Here is a 14466-nt window from a genome sequence, read left to right as displayed (position 1 = left end):
CGTCTGAAAACCAGTTTCAGACGGCCTTTTCAATTTGCTTAAAACCTTCTATCAGTCTTTGAAGCGTTTGAATACCAATGTGCCGTTGGTACCGCCAAAGCCGAAGGAATTGGAGATGGCAACGTCGATTTTCGCATCACGCGCTTCGTTGGCGCAGTAGTCCAGATCGCAACCGGCTTCAACGTCTTGTTCAAAGATGTTGATGGTCGGTGGAGATTTTTGCTCGTGTACTGCCAACACGCTGTACAACGCTTCCACACCGCCGGCTGCGCCAAGCAAGTGGCCGGTCATGGATTTGGTGGAGTTAACGATGACTTTGCGCGCATGATCGCCCAAAGCGCGTTTGATGGCTTTGGTTTCGTTGGCATCGCCCAAAGGAGTCGATGTACCATGTGCGTTAACGTAATCTACGTCTTCAGGATTCAGGCCGGCATCTTTCAGGGCGCGGGTAACGGCCAATGCAGGGCCTTCTTCGTTAGGCGCGGTAATGTGGTAGGCATCGGAGCTCATGCCGAAGCCGACGATTTCGGCGTAGATTTTCGCGCCGCGTTTTTTCGCGTGTTCCAATTCCTCCAACACCAGCACGCCCGCGCCTTCGCCGATAACGAAACCGTCGCGGCCTTTGTCCCACGGACGGGAAGCGGTGGCGGGATCGTCGTTGCGGGTGGAGAGGGCTTTCATCGCAGCGAAGCCGCCTACGCCCAAAGTGCCGATGGCACCTTCGGCACCGCCTGCAATCATCACGTCTGCGTCGCCGTATTTAATCAGTCGTGCAGAGTCACCGATGGAGTGTGCGCCGGTCGTACAGGCAGAAACCATGCCGTAGCTCGGGCCGCGGTAGCCTTTGAGAATGGTTACGTGGCCGGAAATCAGGTTAATCAGCGAGCCTGGGATAAAGAAAGGATTGATTTTGCGCGCACCACCTTCGATAACGGCTTTGCCGGTCGCTTCGATGCTGGGCAGGCCGCCGATACCGGAGCCGATGTTGACACCGACACGGTCTTTGTCGAGGGTTTCCAAATCGTCCAAGCCTGAATCATTAATCGCCTGCAGGGCTGCGGCAATACCGTAGTGGATGAACACGTCCATACGGCGCGCTTCTTTCGCGCTGATGTATTGGCCGATGTCGAAATCGCGTACTTCGCCGGCGATTTGGCTGTTGATGTCGGATGCGTCAAAGCGGGTAATCCGTCCGATGCCGCTTTTGCCTGCGAGCAAATTGCTCCATGCGGTGGCGACGTCGTTGCCGACCGGTGATACTTGGCCAAGACCTGTGATGACTACTCTTCTCTGACTCATGATAATCTCGCTGTTGGTTGTCGGGATTTTCGCGGCAGCCTTGCTCATTTTCTTTGTGAAAACGGGCAAAACTCATGCCGTCTGAAATTTCAGGGGTTTAATAATAAGGTAAAAGCCTCTATTGCGATGGCGCAGCAGAGGCTGGATGTTTGGTGCGACCGATTAGCCTTGGTGGGCGTTGATGTAGTCGATAGCCAATTGTACGGTAGTGATTTTTTCAGCGTCTTCGTCAGGGATTTCGCAGCCGAAAGCTTCTTCCAAAGCCATCACCAGTTCTACGGTGTCCAGAGAGTCAGCACCCAAATCGTCTTGGAAAGAAGATTCGTTTTTCACTTCGGCTTCGTTTACGCCCAGTTGTTCAGCAACAATTTTCTTAACTTGTTGTTCGATGTTTGACATGTCAGTCGTTCCTTTTCGCCTTGCGGCAGGTTGTTTAAGAGAAATAATTCGTCGGTATTGTACCGAATTCGGATAGAGTTTTCCATCTAATCCTGCATTTTAGCACAGATTATTCAGTAAAAACCTGTTGTTGCGCATATTAGCATAGGCTGATTTTAACCTACAAGCAGGAAATTGTTTTTATTTGATATCATAGAGTTAAGTTTGATTATCGTGAATCGCGGCCGTCTGAAAAGCAGGTTTCGCCATTTTTTCTTTCCGTTTTCACGCGCCTGCCGGGTGCGTAAAACGAATAAAAAATACCTTAAATAAGGTTTCACAATGCCATCAAACTCGCTTTTTTTGCCCGCTCTTTCAGACGGCCTGAAATAAGCGGGCAAATCAAACAGCGTTCTTTTTAAGCCAAAAACTCTTTCAAAAACAGCAATACGCAGGCGAGTTCGTCGGCGGATTCGCGCTGCGTGCCGTTGCCGGTATGGCCGCCGCCGTCGGGAGCGTAGAGCCACGATTGCGCGGAGGTTTCGCGCAGTTTGGCGTAAAACTTGAGCGCGTGGGCAGGATGGACGCGGTCGTCGCTGAGGCTGGTGGTAATGAGCGCAGGCGGATAATTGATGCCGTCTGAAAGATTGTGATACGGCGACAATTCTCCCAGCCAGCGTTTGCAGACTTCGTATTTCTGCGGGTTGCCGTATTCGTCCGTCCAGCTTGCGCCGGCGGAGAGTAGCGGATAGCGGATCATGTCGGTCAGCGGCACTTCGCACACCAGCGCGCCGATGCTTTGCGGCTCGCGCACGAAGGCGGCGGCAGTAATCAGGCCGCCGTTGCTGCCGCCCTGCAAACCGATGTGTTTGGGCGAACTCATGCCGTGTTCGGACAAATCGCGCACGACGGCAAGCAAATCATCGACGCTTTTGTGTTTGCTGATTCCCTGCGCCGCCTGATGCCAGCGCGGGCCGAACTCGCCGCCGCCGCGGATGTTTGCCAATACAAAGGCATTGCCCTCTTCCAGCCAATATTTGCCGACGCTGCCAAGATAATGCGGCAATTCGGGAATGCCGAAACCACCGTAGGCATAAACCAAGGTCGGCGTGTCGGGCGTGGCGTTTTTGCCGACGTGGAAATAAGGAATGCGCTCGCCGTCGGCCGAAGTCGCCCAAAACTGCTGCACGTTGATGCCGTCTGAATCGAACTGCTGCGGCTGACGGCGCATGACGGTCAGTTCCATCACGTTCAAATCCAGCGCAAACAGCGTCAGCGGCGTGGTAAAATCGCTGGCGGCAAGGTAAACCACGTCGCCGCCCCACGGTTGGTCGGTCATTTCCAACGCGCCCGAAGGCAGGCGTGGCAGTTCGACTTCCTGCCATTTGCCATCAATAAAACGCCACGCTTTCAGACGGCCTTGTACGTTTTCCAGCAGGCTCGCCACGACAAAACGCTTGGTCGTTTCCACGCTTTCCAATGCCTGCGTTTCATCGGGCGCAAACAAAAGCTGCGCCGCCCCGAGTTCGCCCCGATTCAGCTTCACCGCCACCAGCGCGCCGCTCGGATAGCTTTGGTTCGCGCGGTTCCAGTCCTTGCGCAGCGTCAGCAAAAGATGTCCGGCCAGATAACCGACCACATCGCAATCGTTGGGCAGGTTCAACGGTTTCGCCTCGCCTTCGGCCGACACCTGCAAATAGGTTTTGGTGTAAAAACCGTCAGACGCTTCAATCAAATCAATCGGCGAACCCTGAGGATCGAGATAACGCCACGCGTTCACCATCATCGCGCCTTTATCGATTTGATACACCGGCAGGCTTTCCTCGAAACTTTTGCCGCGCTCCACCAGCCACACTTCGCGCGGATAGCCCGATTCGGTCAACTGGCGTTCGTCCCAAGCCGGACACACCCACACGCTGTTTTCATCGCGCCACGACACATGGTTTTTGCCTGCCGGAAAGTGAAAACCGCCTTCTACCAACTCCCCTGCTTCCAAATCCACTTCCAGCGTGTACGCCGTATCGCCGCCCGATTTGCTCAATGTTAACAACGCGCGGTTGGGCTTTTCCACCAAGTGCGACACGCCGCCCAAATACACATTGTCGCCGAGCAATTCGTCGAAATCCGCCACTGAAAACAGGATTTTCCACTCGGGATAACCGGAACGGTAAGTCGCCGCCGTGCACACGCGGTACACGCCCTTCGGATATTCCGCGTCCTGATGGAAATGGTACATCCGCGCGCGGTGTTCCTGACAAAACGGAATCTGCCGCGTGTCCTGCATCTGCGCCAAAATCCCGTCCGACAGCGCACGCGCTTTATCGTTGTCCAAAAAGCGTGCACGCGTTTCGGCATGTGCTTCAGCGGCGAAGTTTTGCGTTTCGGGAGATTCGAGGTTTTCAAAATGAAGATAGGAATCGGGGTAAGATTTCATAGGAAAGGCCGTCTGAGAGATTGGGAAACGGAATTATAACGGCAAAATCAAAAAAGGCCGTCTGAAACCTGCGTTTCAGACGGCCTGAGACATTATTCAACTTAACGTCCGTATATTTTCCACAAACCTTCCTGCAAACCAAACGCAGGCTCGCCGTCTTGCGGCTGGATGCGAACGTAGCTGCCGTCAGGCTGCATCAGCCAAGCCTGAGTATTGTCTTCCAAGGCCATTTCCAAACCTTCACGGATCACGCGTTCTTTGAGTTCGGGTGTGGTAATCGGCGTGGCAACTTCAATGCGGCGGAAGAAGTTGCGCCCCATCCAGTCGGCGCTGGAGATAAAGGTATCGTCTGCGCCGTTGTTATGGAAGCAATACACGCGTGAGTGTTCGAGTTGGCGGCCGATGATGGAACGGACGCGGATGTTTTCGGACAGGCCTTTGACACCGGGGCGCAGGGTACACATGCCGCGCACGATGAGGTCGATTTGCACGCCTGCGCTGCTGGCGCGGTAGAGGGCGTCGATGACGCTCGGCTCAATCAGTGAATTCATTTTGGCGCGGATGCGGGCAGGCTTGCCTGCTTTGGCGTGTTGGATTTCGCGCTCGATGCGGTCGATGACCATTTTGTGCAGGGTGAACGGGCTTTGATAGAGCTTGTTCAGACGGCCAGGCTTGCCCAAACCTGTGATTTCCATAAACAGAATGTTCACATCGGCAGTGATTTGTTCGTCGGCGGTGATGATGCCGAAGTCGGTGTAGATGCGCGATGTGCCTTGGTGGTAGTTGCCGGTACCGAGGTGGGCATAACGCTTGAGTACGCCGTCTTCGCGACGGATAACCAAAGCCATTTTGGCGTGGACTTTGTAGCCGAATACACCGTACACAACGTGTGCGCCCGCCTCTTCCAGCTGTTTCGCCCAATTGACGTTGTTGGCTTCGTCAAAACGCGCCATCAGTTCGACAACGACGGTAACCTGTTTACCTGCCAGCGCAGCCTTCATCAATGCGCGCACAAGCTCGGAATTGCTACCGGTGCGGTAGATGGTCATTTTGACAGCCAATACATCCGGATCGGCCGCGGCTTCGCGTATCATTTGGACAACCGGATCGAAAGGCTGATACGGGTGGTGCAGCAAAATCGGCGACTGTTTGACCAGTTTGAACACGGAGCCGTTTTTGCGCAAGGCTTTCAGACGGCCTGCATTGCGCGGCGGAAACTTCAAATCCGGCCTGTCCACCAAATCGGGGACGGCATTGAGGCGCACCAAATTGACCGGCCCTTTGACCTGATACAACTCGGCAGAAGTCAGCTTGAACTGGGCAAGCAGGAAATCGTGAATATGCGCCGGACAAGTGTCCGCCACTTCCAAGCGCACGCCGTCGCCGTATTCGCGGTCGTGCAACTCGTTTTGAATCGCGGCACGCAGGTTTTTCAAATCTTCTTCATCGACCGTCAAATCGCTATCACGCGTGAGACGGAACTGATGGCAGTCTTTAACCTTCATACCGGGAAAGAGTTTGCCGACATGGGCGTGCAAAATCGAAGACAAGAACACAAAACCTGCATCGCCGCCACAAATTTCAGACGGCATGGGGACAACGCGCGGCAAAATGCGCGGAGCCTGCACAATCGCCATACCGGACGGACGGCCGAACGCATCCGTGCCTTCGAGTTCGACGGCGAAGTTGAGCGATTTGTTTAACGGGCGCGGAAACGGGTGTGACGGATCAAGGCCGATGGGCGTGAGAATGGGCAACAGCTCGTTGTCGAAATAGTTTTCGATCCATTTTTTCTGCGCGGCCGTCCATTTGTGGCGGCGATAGAAATGAATGCCGGCGCGGCTGAGTGCAGGCTGCAATACTTTGTTAAACAGATCGTACTGCTCACGGATCAAGGCCTGCGCCTCTTTTGCCACCGCTTCGATGGTTTCGGCCGCGGTTTTACCGTTGTCGAGCGGCTGATGCGGGCGCAATTTGTTTTCGCGTTTCAACCACGCCATGCGCACTTCAAAAAATTCGTCCAAATTGGAAGACACGATGCACAGGAAACGCAAACGTTCCAACAAGGGAACTTTCGTATCCTGCGCCTGAGCCAGTACACGGCGGTTAAACGCCAACAGGCTGAGTTCTCGGCAGAGAATGCGGTTTTGCTCGGGCATGGTTTACTCCTGAAACATCAGTCATTAACACCATCAAGTATAACGTTTTGCCGCCGTTCCGTCAGGTTTCAGACGGCCTCGGCAGACAACCTCATCTCTATTTGAGGCAAGACAAAGGGTTATCCGTTGTTTTCTATACCGAAACAGCGGTTTTTGCTATAATGCGCCGTTTAATGCAACCGCAATACCACTGCTAAAGGATAAGAAAATGGGCTTTTTGCAAGGCAAAAAAATTCTGATTACCGGCATGATCTCCGAGCGTTCCATCGCTTACGGCATCGCCAAAGCCTGCCGCGAACAAGGCGCGGAATTGGCATTTACTTATGTTGTCGACAAACTGGAAGAGCGCGTCCGTAAAATGGCGGCCGAACTCGGCTCCGAACTCGTGTTCCGCTGCGACGTTGCCAGCGACGACGAAATCAACCAAGTTTTCGTTGACTTGGGCAAACACTGGGACGGCTTGGACGGCCTCGTTCACTCCATCGGCTTCGCCCCTAAAGAAGCTTTGAGCGGCGACTTCCTCGACAGCATCAGCCGCGAAGCGTTCAACACCGCTCACGAAATCTCCGCATACAGCCTGCCTGCGCTGGCCAAAGCCGCCCGTCCGATGATGCAGGGCCGCAACGCCGCAATCGTTGCCCTGAGCTACTTGGGCGCCGTTCGTGCTATTCCTAACTACAACGTTATGGGCATGGCCAAAGCCAGCCTCGAAGCCGGCATCCGCTTCACTGCCGCCTGCCTGGGCAAAGAAGGCATCCGCTGCAACGGCATCTCCGCAGGCCCGATCAAAACCCTGGCCGCTTCCGGCATCGCCGATTTCAGCAAACTCTTGGGCCACGTCGCTTCCCACAACCCATTGGGTCGCAACGTTACTACCGAAGAAGTCGGCAACACAGCCGCCTTCCTGCTGTCCGACCTTGCTTCCGGCATCACCGGCGAGATTACCTACGTTGATGGCGGTTACAGCATCAACGCGCTGAACGACGAAGAGGACTAAACAGTTTTCACGCAAAACGCACTTTCATGATGAAAGTGCGTTTTTTATGGCCATTACATTATGGTTTGAATGACGGCATAACCGATCAGGCCGTCTGAAATTCAAATACACGAATGAAACATAATTGTCGTACGCTTCGGCGCGTTATGTTACTAACATTACAACATTATCATTTCATCTCATTTAAAAGATGAGATAGAGCATTGATTCTAAAGATAACATTCATGTTATCTGATACTTAGTCGCTAATAAAAAATGGGGTAAAAAAGTAACAGAAAAATTTCAGACGGCCTGTTTTTCATACAGAAGGCATAGAAGCAGGGCATTTTTGGCATGAAATACAAAATTTAACATTATTGAATTCTTCTTAACTAATAAAGCGTTAAGATGCCTGCCGATTAATTGAATTACATCTGATTTTGACCAAACACATACAGGAGATTAATTATGTCAATCGCTTCAGAATTTAAAGAATTTGTTATGCGCGGCAACGTTATCGACCTCGCAGTCGGTATGGTTGTCGGTACAGCATTCAGCGGCATCGTCAAATCATTGGTTGACGATGTAATCATGCCTCCTATCGGTCTGTTGATCGGCGGCGTTGATTTCTCCAACCTGTTCATCACGCTGAAAGACGGCGCACAAGCCGCTCCTGCAGAAGGTTACGCCAACCTGGCAGCCGCTCAAGCAGCCGGTGCCGTTACTTTGAACATCGGTCTGTTCATCAACACTGTTATCAGCTTCCTGATTATTGCCGCTGCCATCTTCTGCGTAGTTAAAGCCATCAACACTGTGAAAAAAGCCGACGCTCCTGCCGAAGAAGCACCAGCAGAGCCTAGCGAAGAAGTTCTGTTGTTGCGCGAAATCCGTGACTCTCTGAACAAAAAATAATCACAATACCTAAACATACACACAAACCAAGGCCGTCTGAAACCATTTCAGACGGCCTTTTCTCATATCAATCTATTTCATTAAGTCCTTCCCACTGAAAGAATCATGCCCTTCCCTTTCTCAGCAAGCTATCCTACTTTTTCAACCATGAAGCAACGCTCATGGTAAACACAAAGAAAATGAGCAGCGCACCTCCTTGCCAATAAAAAAGCCCGATGCGTTCAACATCGAGCTTTTAACTGGAAAACCAATCTTAGTCTTTGCGTGTTTCCACCAAAATCATTTCGACTGCTACGTCTTCCACTTCTACTTTAGGCACATCCGAACGGCGTGTTTTAGCAACCGGTTCAGGTTGTGGCTGCGCTGCAAACGCGGCAACGGCTTGCGGATCGGTTTCAACGAAGATCAAATCGCCCAAGCTCTCAGGCACAACGATTGCGACAGGCGCTGCTTGAGCTACGGCTTCAGCTGGTGTGGCAACAGTTTCGGCTGGTGCTTCAACCGGTGCAACAGTAGTCGTTGCATTCAGAGACAATACTGCAGAAATGGCTTCTTTAACGTTGCTGACGGCAGAAGCAAGCAGGGCTTGTTCGGCATCAGCGCCTTCAGTTTGCGCTACGGCAGGCTCGTCTTCGCTTTCAATCGCAAATACGAATGGCTCTGCGCTGGTAACTTCAGGCTCGGATACCACAATCACCAGCGGCTCGGCTTGGTTGCTTTCAGAAGACAATGTCGCATTTGAAGCTTCAACTGTTTCGTTCAAACCCAAAACATGCGCTACGGCAAAGAGGACTTTGTCGGCAGTGTCGGTAATGTTCAGGTATTGCTCGATTTTTGCCGAAGACGGAATATTGCGTTTTTTGCTGTTGGAACGGCGGTCGTTGCGGTTGTTGCGCTGACGGTTGTTGCGGTCGCGTCCTTGACGGCCGTTGTTTTTCACACCCTCTTCGCTGCGGGCGTTGTCGTCCGCTTCCACTGAAGCCTGTTCGCCATCGGCTTGAACGTTCGCATCCTCAACACGGGTTTCCGCAGATTGATGACGGTTGCGCTCGTTACGGCCGTTGTTGCGGCGGCGTTTATTGCCGTTTTGTTCCGCTTGGTTTTCAGACGGCATCTCAACCAGTGCAGCTACTTCTTGAACGTTTACGTCTTCAACCACTTCCTCAACACGGTTGCGCTCGTTGTTGCGATCATCGCGGCGGTTGTTACGGTTGCGGTTGCGACGATTGTCTTTACGCTCGTCGTTGCGGCTTTCGTTTGATTTGTTTTCTTCAAACTTGCTGTCGACAGCTTCGGCATTCACTTCGCGCACTTCTACCTTGCTGCCGTCGTGCCTATTGTTGCGGCGCGGGTTTTGGCGGCGGTTGTTTGCGCGGCGGTTGCCGGAATTGCCGTTGCGGTTGTTGCCGTTTGAAGTGCGTTTTTCTGCCACTTCGGCAACAGGCGCGGTTTCGGCTGCGGTATTGCCGCCGAAAATGCGTTTGAGCCATGCTTTGAAGCTATCCCACCATGAACCGTTCTTCTGCTCGGCTACAACCGGGGCTGGCTGGGTATGGCGCACGCCTTTGACGGCGGGTTCGGGGCGGGCGGCTTTGGCTCTTTCGCTGCCGAAAGGTTTGGCGGATTCGTCTTCTTCCGGCTCGGCAACGCGTTTGTAGCTCGGTTCGCCGTCTTCTTCTACGTCGTCAATGCGGATGCGGTTGATTTCGTAGTGCGGATTTTCCAGATGGATATTCGGAATCAGGACGACGTTCACATCCAAGCGCTCTTCCATCGCAAACAGCTCGGCGCGTTTTTCGTTCAACAGGAAGGTGGCAACATCGACAGGAACTTGTGCGTGCACTTCGCCGGTGTTGTCTTTCATTGCTTCTTCTTGAATGATGCGCAAAACGTGCAGGGCGGTGGATTCGATACCGCGGATGACACCAGTACCGGCACAACGCGGACACGCAACATGGCTGCTTTCGCCCAAAGCCGGTTTCAAACGTTGGCGGCTCAATTCCAAAAGGCCGAAACGCGAAAGTTTGCCCATTTGCACGCGGGCGCGGTCTTTTTTGAGCGCATCGCGCAGAACGTTTTCAACATCGCGCTGATGTTTCGGATTTTCCATGTCGATGAAGTCGATGACGACCAAACCGCCCAAGTCGCGCAGGCGCATTTGACGGGCAACCTCTTCGGCGGCTTCCATATTGGTTTTGAACGCGGTGTCTTCAATGTCAGAGCCGCGTGTAGCGCGCGCAGAGTTGACGTCGATGGAAACCAGGGCTTCGGTGTGGTCGATCACAATCGCGCCGCCGGAAGGCAGGCTGACGCTGCGTGAGAACGCACTTTCGATTTGGTGTTCGATTTGGAAACGAGAGAACAGCGGCGTGTGGTCTTGATAGAGTTTCAGACGGCCTACATTGCTCGGCATGACGTAGCTCATAAACTCGGCAACTTGGTCGTGAACTTCTTGATTGTCCACCAAAATCTCGCCGATATCGGGACGGAAATAGTCGCGAATCGCACGAATCAGCAGCGAGCTTTCCATAAAGAGCAGGTAAGGGTCATGATGTGCTTTACCTGCTTCTTCGATGGCTTTCCAGAGTTGCTTGAGGTAGTTCAAGTCCCATTCCAACTCTTCCGCGCTGCGGCCGATGCCGGCAGTACGGGCAATGATGCTCATGCCGTTTGGAATGTCGAGTTCGGCCATGGCGGCTTTCAACTCTTGACGCTCTTCGCCTTCGATACGGCGGGATACGCCGCCGCCGCGCGGGTTGTTCGGCATCAATACCAAATAGCGGCCAGCCAGGCTGATGAAGGTAGTCAGCGCCGCGCCTTTGTTGCCACGCTCGTCTTTTTCGACTTGGACGATAACTTCCATGCCCTCTTTGAGCACGTCTTGAATTCGCGCCCTGCCGCCTTCGTAGTCGCGGAAATATGAACGCGATACTTCCTTAAACGGCAAAAAGCCGTGGCGGTCGGTTCCGTAATCGACGAAACACGCTTCCAGCGACGGCTCGATGCGGGTAATGATACCTTTGTAGATATTGCCTTTACGCTGTTCTTTGCCCAGCGTTTCGATGTCCAAGTCCAAAAGGTTTTGGCCATCGACAATGGCAACGCGCAGCTCTTCGGCCTGCGTTGCGTTGAATAACATTCTTTTCATAGTCACCTCGTGAACAGCGGCCGTTTGATTTGTGAATATCTTTTTCAGACGGCCTGTCTGTCCGGTTGGCACTCTTCAAAGGCAAGATGGGAAAATCCCCGTGTAACCAGTATTTGATTTGAAATCCGCAAGGTTGCATGCTTGAGCTCAAGCCATGTGCGGACGGATTCGGATAAAGAAGGAAATAAAGAACAATGCGGCGGAAAGGTTGATGGTTCCGCTGCCGTCCGAATGCTGATGCTTCGGACAAAATAAGGCAGCCTACATCTTCTTATTATCGTAGCGCCGGTAATTTCGGACGGTGCTGCGCGGACTGCGTCTTACGCCCGGCCGGACGGCAGGTTCAATTCAAACTTAATTACGGGATTGCGTTTGCCGGCTTTGAACAAACACAAGGAAATGCTTTGCGGAGTGCGTTTTTAATATAAAATCTCGTTTTAACAATAAATCCGTTTCAGACGGCCTGCAACGGCAGGTTCGGGTCCCGAAACGGACGTTTGGGATTATAGAGAAAATGCACGCAATACGCAAAGATTCAGTCAGCCTGATTGCCGTTGCCGAACACGAAGAAGGCCAACGCCTTGATAACTATCTGATAAAAATCCTCAAAGGCGTCCCGAAAAGCCATATCCACCGCATTATCCGCGCCGGCGAAGTGCGGCTGAACAAAAAACGCTGCAAACCCGACAACCGCATTCAGGCAGGTGATACCGTCCGCATTCCGCCGATACGCATCGCCGAAAAACAAAGGCCGTCTGAAAGCCAGGCCGCGCCTGCGCGCGAGTTTGACATCGTTTACGAAGACGATGCGCTTTTGGTCATCAACAAACCTTCCGGCATTGCCGTCCACGGCGGCAGCGGCGTGAGCTTCGGCGTCATCGAGCAAATCCGCCGCGCCCGTCCCGAAGCGCGTTATCTCGAACTCGTCCACCGCCTCGACAAAGACACCAGCGGCCTTTTGATGATTGCCAAAAAACGCAGCGCCTTGGTGAAACTACACGAAGCCATCCGCAACGACCATCCGAAAAAAATCTATCTCGCGCTGGGTGTCGGCAAGCTGCCGAACGACCGCTTCCACGTCAAGCTCCCCCTGTTCAAATACACCGGCGCACAAGGCGAAAAAATGGTGCGCGTCAGCAAAGACGGCCAATCCGCCCACACCATCTTCCGCGTGTTAAACCGTTTTTCAGACGGCCTTTTGCACCAAGTCGGCCTATCCGACCTGACCTTTGTCGAAGCCATCCTGAAAACCGGCCGCACCCACCAAATCCGCGTCCACCTGCAATCGCAAGACTGTCCCATTGCCGGCGACGAACGCTACGGCGACTATCAGGCCAACAAACGCCTGCAAAAACTCGGTTTGAAAAGAATGTTCCTGCACGCTTCCGAGCTGCACCTCGCCCATCCGCTGAACGGCGAAAAACTGATCCTGAAAGCCCCCCTGCCGCAAGAATTGGCGCAATTCATTGTAATGTTGGAAAATCAGGAAAAGGCCGTCTGAAAGGAAACCCCATGAAACCCAAACTCATTATTTTCGACTGGGACGGCACGCTTGCCGACACCACCAACCCCATCATCCACACCTTTCAACAAAGCTTTGCCGATTGCGGCCTGCCCGTTCCCGAAGCCGACCAAATCCGTCCGCTCATCGGATACAGCCTCTCCGGCATCATCCGCCGCCTTGCCCACAACGTCAGCGAACACGTTCAGGAAACCCTGATTGAGACCTATGCCGCGCACTACCTCAATCCCAACAATCACAATATGACCCTGTTCCCCGAAGCCCTGTCCTGCCTGCAACGCTTGCAACAACAAGGTTATTGGCTTGCCATCGCCACCGGCAAAGGCCGAAGCGGCTTGGACAAAGCCATTGCACAAACCGACACCCAAGCCTTTTGGCTGGAAACCGCCTGCGCTAGCGAATATCCGTCCAAACCCGCGCCCGACATGGTACTTGCCCTCTGCGACCGACTGGGTGTTGAACCGGAAGAGGCCGTCGTCGTCGGCGACACCACCCACGACCTAGAAATGGCCGCCAATGCCAAAATCCGCGCCATCGCAGTTGCCACCGGCGCACATACTGCCCAACAGCTTTCCTCCATGCCCCATGTCGCCATACTCAACAGCTTGGCCGAATTGCCTGATGTATTGGAAACCTTATAAAAGGCTAGGGGCTGACGTAGATTAGCCCTAAAGGCTATGCAACATCTATATTAAAGGCCGTCTGAAACCTATTTTCAGACGGCCTTTCATTTGTTTTATCGATCCGAGCGCACCCTGACAAATGTTGCAAATTTCGGCGTTCCCTTTTGCGTAAAACCACGATAACGGTAAGTAATCAGTGTACCGATTTTCGGCGGATGGTCGCGGTCTTTATCCTTAAAACCGCTGCCGATACGAAACTCACCATATTGGTTTTTGCATCCTACCGCACCCAAACGCCCGACATTGCGCCCTTTGCCCTCATAATGACGCGTTACCGTACATTCATCATCATATTCACTTTTCAGCTTCAACAGCTGCCCATTTCTACCGCCTGCATAACGGGCTTCAGGTTGACGCAGCATCACCCCTTCCCCACCCAGCGCTTCAACTTGTTTCAAAAAATCCAAAGCATGCTGTTTGTCGCGCACCTTGACTTGCGGAATGACCGTAAACCGTGCCGACGGGTGTGATTTCAGCCATTTCGAAGCCGTTTCCAGCCGCTGATACAGATTACCCTGCGCCTGCGGCACATCAAAAACATGCAAACGGATGCCGTCCCAATTTCCCGAGGCAGAACGCACCGTCGCGGAAATTTGCTCAAACCGCCCTCGTCCGCTGTACAACTCACCATCCATCGGAAACGGCGGAAAACCTGCTGTAAAACCTTTGGGCGGTGTAAACGCATAACCCTGACGACTGACCAGCCGCCTGCCGTCCCAATACGCGCGTACGCCATCCAACTTTTCACTCATGGCCCAACCGGCAATATCTTGATTTTTATATTCCTGCGCCAACAACAAATCTGCACCAAACGCCGCAGAGATGAAAGAAGCCGCAAAAATCGGTATCATGATCCGCATTACATTATTCATAAGACATTTTTCCAGACTTGCTTTTTATTATATATCCATAATAGCAAAAAAAATGAACTGGCCCCCAAATCTTGGACACTCAT

Annotated in this window: 10 protein-coding genes; 4 read left to right on the top strand and 6 right to left on the bottom strand. The window is 53.0% G+C overall.

From position 1 onward, the window contains the following. Window positions 1-51: 51 nt before the first annotated feature. The 4 genes from fabF to ppk1 all read right to left on the bottom strand — a co-directional run bounded on the left by fabF (window position 52) and on the right by ppk1 (window position 6270). Entirely contained in the window at window positions 52-1299 is a 1248-nt protein-coding gene (gene fabF, locus HMPREF3052_RS05715; RefSeq protein WP_070749137.1) for a beta-ketoacyl-ACP synthase II, read from the bottom strand. Between the two features lie 162 nt (window positions 1300-1461). Further along, entirely contained in the window at window positions 1462-1698 is a 237-nt protein-coding gene (gene acpP / locus HMPREF3052_RS05710; protein ID WP_003679644.1) for an acyl carrier protein, read from the bottom strand. A gap of 397 nt (window positions 1699-2095) precedes the next feature. Further along, window positions 2096-4111 (bottom strand): prolyl oligopeptidase family serine peptidase, encoded by a 2016-nt coding sequence (locus HMPREF3052_RS05705; RefSeq protein ID WP_070749100.1) that lies wholly within the window; start codon window positions 4109-4111, stop codon window positions 2096-2098. A gap of 101 nt (window positions 4112-4212) precedes the next feature. Next, complete coding sequence (gene ppk1, locus HMPREF3052_RS05700) at window positions 4213-6270, bottom strand: polyphosphate kinase 1 (protein WP_070749098.1); 2058 nt, start codon at window positions 6268-6270, stop codon at window positions 4213-4215. Between the two features lie 208 nt (window positions 6271-6478). Here ppk1 and fabI point away from each other — a divergent pair, with 208 nt between their 5' ends. Both fabI and mscL read left to right on the top strand, forming a co-directional pair. Continuing rightward, window positions 6479-7267 (top strand): enoyl-ACP reductase FabI, encoded by a 789-nt coding sequence (gene fabI, locus HMPREF3052_RS05695; protein ID WP_070749096.1) that lies wholly within the window; start codon window positions 6479-6481, stop codon window positions 7265-7267. Between the two features lie 447 nt (window positions 7268-7714). Continuing rightward, window positions 7715-8158, top strand: a complete 444-nt coding sequence (gene mscL / locus HMPREF3052_RS05690) for a large conductance mechanosensitive channel protein MscL (RefSeq protein WP_070749095.1) — start codon at window positions 7715-7717, stop codon at window positions 8156-8158. 253 nt (window positions 8159-8411) lie between these two features. Here mscL and HMPREF3052_RS05685 read toward each other — a convergent pair whose 3' ends face one another. Then, window positions 8412-11306, bottom strand: coding sequence for an Rne/Rng family ribonuclease (locus HMPREF3052_RS05685; protein WP_070749094.1), 2895 nt, complete (start codon window positions 11304-11306; stop codon window positions 8412-8414). Between the two features lie 514 nt (window positions 11307-11820). On the opposite strand from HMPREF3052_RS05685, the gene HMPREF3052_RS05680 reads away from it, so the two are divergent. Beyond that, complete coding sequence (locus HMPREF3052_RS05680; RefSeq protein ID WP_070749093.1) at window positions 11821-12807, top strand: RluA family pseudouridine synthase; 987 nt, start codon at window positions 11821-11823, stop codon at window positions 12805-12807. 11 nt (window positions 12808-12818) lie between these two features. Further along, window positions 12819-13469: an HAD-IA family hydrolase gene (locus HMPREF3052_RS05675; RefSeq protein ID WP_049328522.1), complete on the top strand. Its 651-nt coding sequence runs from the start codon at window positions 12819-12821 to the stop codon at window positions 13467-13469. A 95-nt stretch (window positions 13470-13564) separates the two neighbouring features. On the opposite strand, the gene HMPREF3052_RS05670 is transcribed toward HMPREF3052_RS05675, so the two are convergent. After that, window positions 13565-14371 (bottom strand): DNA ligase, encoded by an 807-nt coding sequence (locus tag HMPREF3052_RS05670; RefSeq protein WP_070749135.1) that lies wholly within the window; start codon window positions 14369-14371, stop codon window positions 13565-13567. Window positions 14372-14466: the final 95 nt, after the last annotated feature.

It is taken from the genome of Neisseria sp. HMSC056A03, from assembly GCF_001815685.1.
In the GTDB taxonomy this organism is placed as follows: Bacteria; Pseudomonadota; Gammaproteobacteria; order Burkholderiales; family Neisseriaceae; genus Neisseria; species Neisseria subflava.
This window is presented reverse-complemented; position numbering and strand designations above follow the sequence as displayed.

What these genes read in the sequence shown, in the direction of transcription:
- fabF (WP_070749137.1), bottom strand. Translation starts at nt 1,299, where the DNA reads ATGAGTCAGAGAAGAGTAGTCATCACAGGTCTTGGCCAAGTATCACCG.
- acpP (WP_003679644.1), bottom strand. Translation starts at nt 1,698, where the DNA reads ATGTCAAACATCGAACAACAAGTTAAGAAAATTGTTGCTGAACAACTG.
- HMPREF3052_RS05705 (WP_070749100.1), bottom strand. Translation starts at nt 4,111, where the DNA reads ATGAAATCTTACCCCGATTCCTATCTTCATTTTGAAAACCTCGAATCT.
- ppk1 (WP_070749098.1), bottom strand. Translation starts at nt 6,270, where the DNA reads ATGCCCGAGCAAAACCGCATTCTCTGCCGAGAACTCAGCCTGTTGGCG.
- fabI (WP_070749096.1), top strand. Translation starts at nt 6,479, where the DNA reads ATGGGCTTTTTGCAAGGCAAAAAAATTCTGATTACCGGCATGATCTCC.
- mscL (WP_070749095.1), top strand. Translation starts at nt 7,715, where the DNA reads ATGTCAATCGCTTCAGAATTTAAAGAATTTGTTATGCGCGGCAACGTT.
- HMPREF3052_RS05685 (WP_070749094.1), bottom strand. Translation starts at nt 11,306, where the DNA reads ATGAAAAGAATGTTATTCAACGCAACGCAGGCCGAAGAGCTGCGCGTT.
- HMPREF3052_RS05680 (WP_070749093.1), top strand. Translation starts at nt 11,821, where the DNA reads ATGCACGCAATACGCAAAGATTCAGTCAGCCTGATTGCCGTTGCCGAA.
- HMPREF3052_RS05675 (WP_049328522.1), top strand. Translation starts at nt 12,819, where the DNA reads ATGAAACCCAAACTCATTATTTTCGACTGGGACGGCACGCTTGCCGAC.
- HMPREF3052_RS05670 (WP_070749135.1), bottom strand. Translation starts at nt 14,371, where the DNA reads ATGCGGATCATGATACCGATTTTTGCGGCTTCTTTCATCTCTGCGGCG.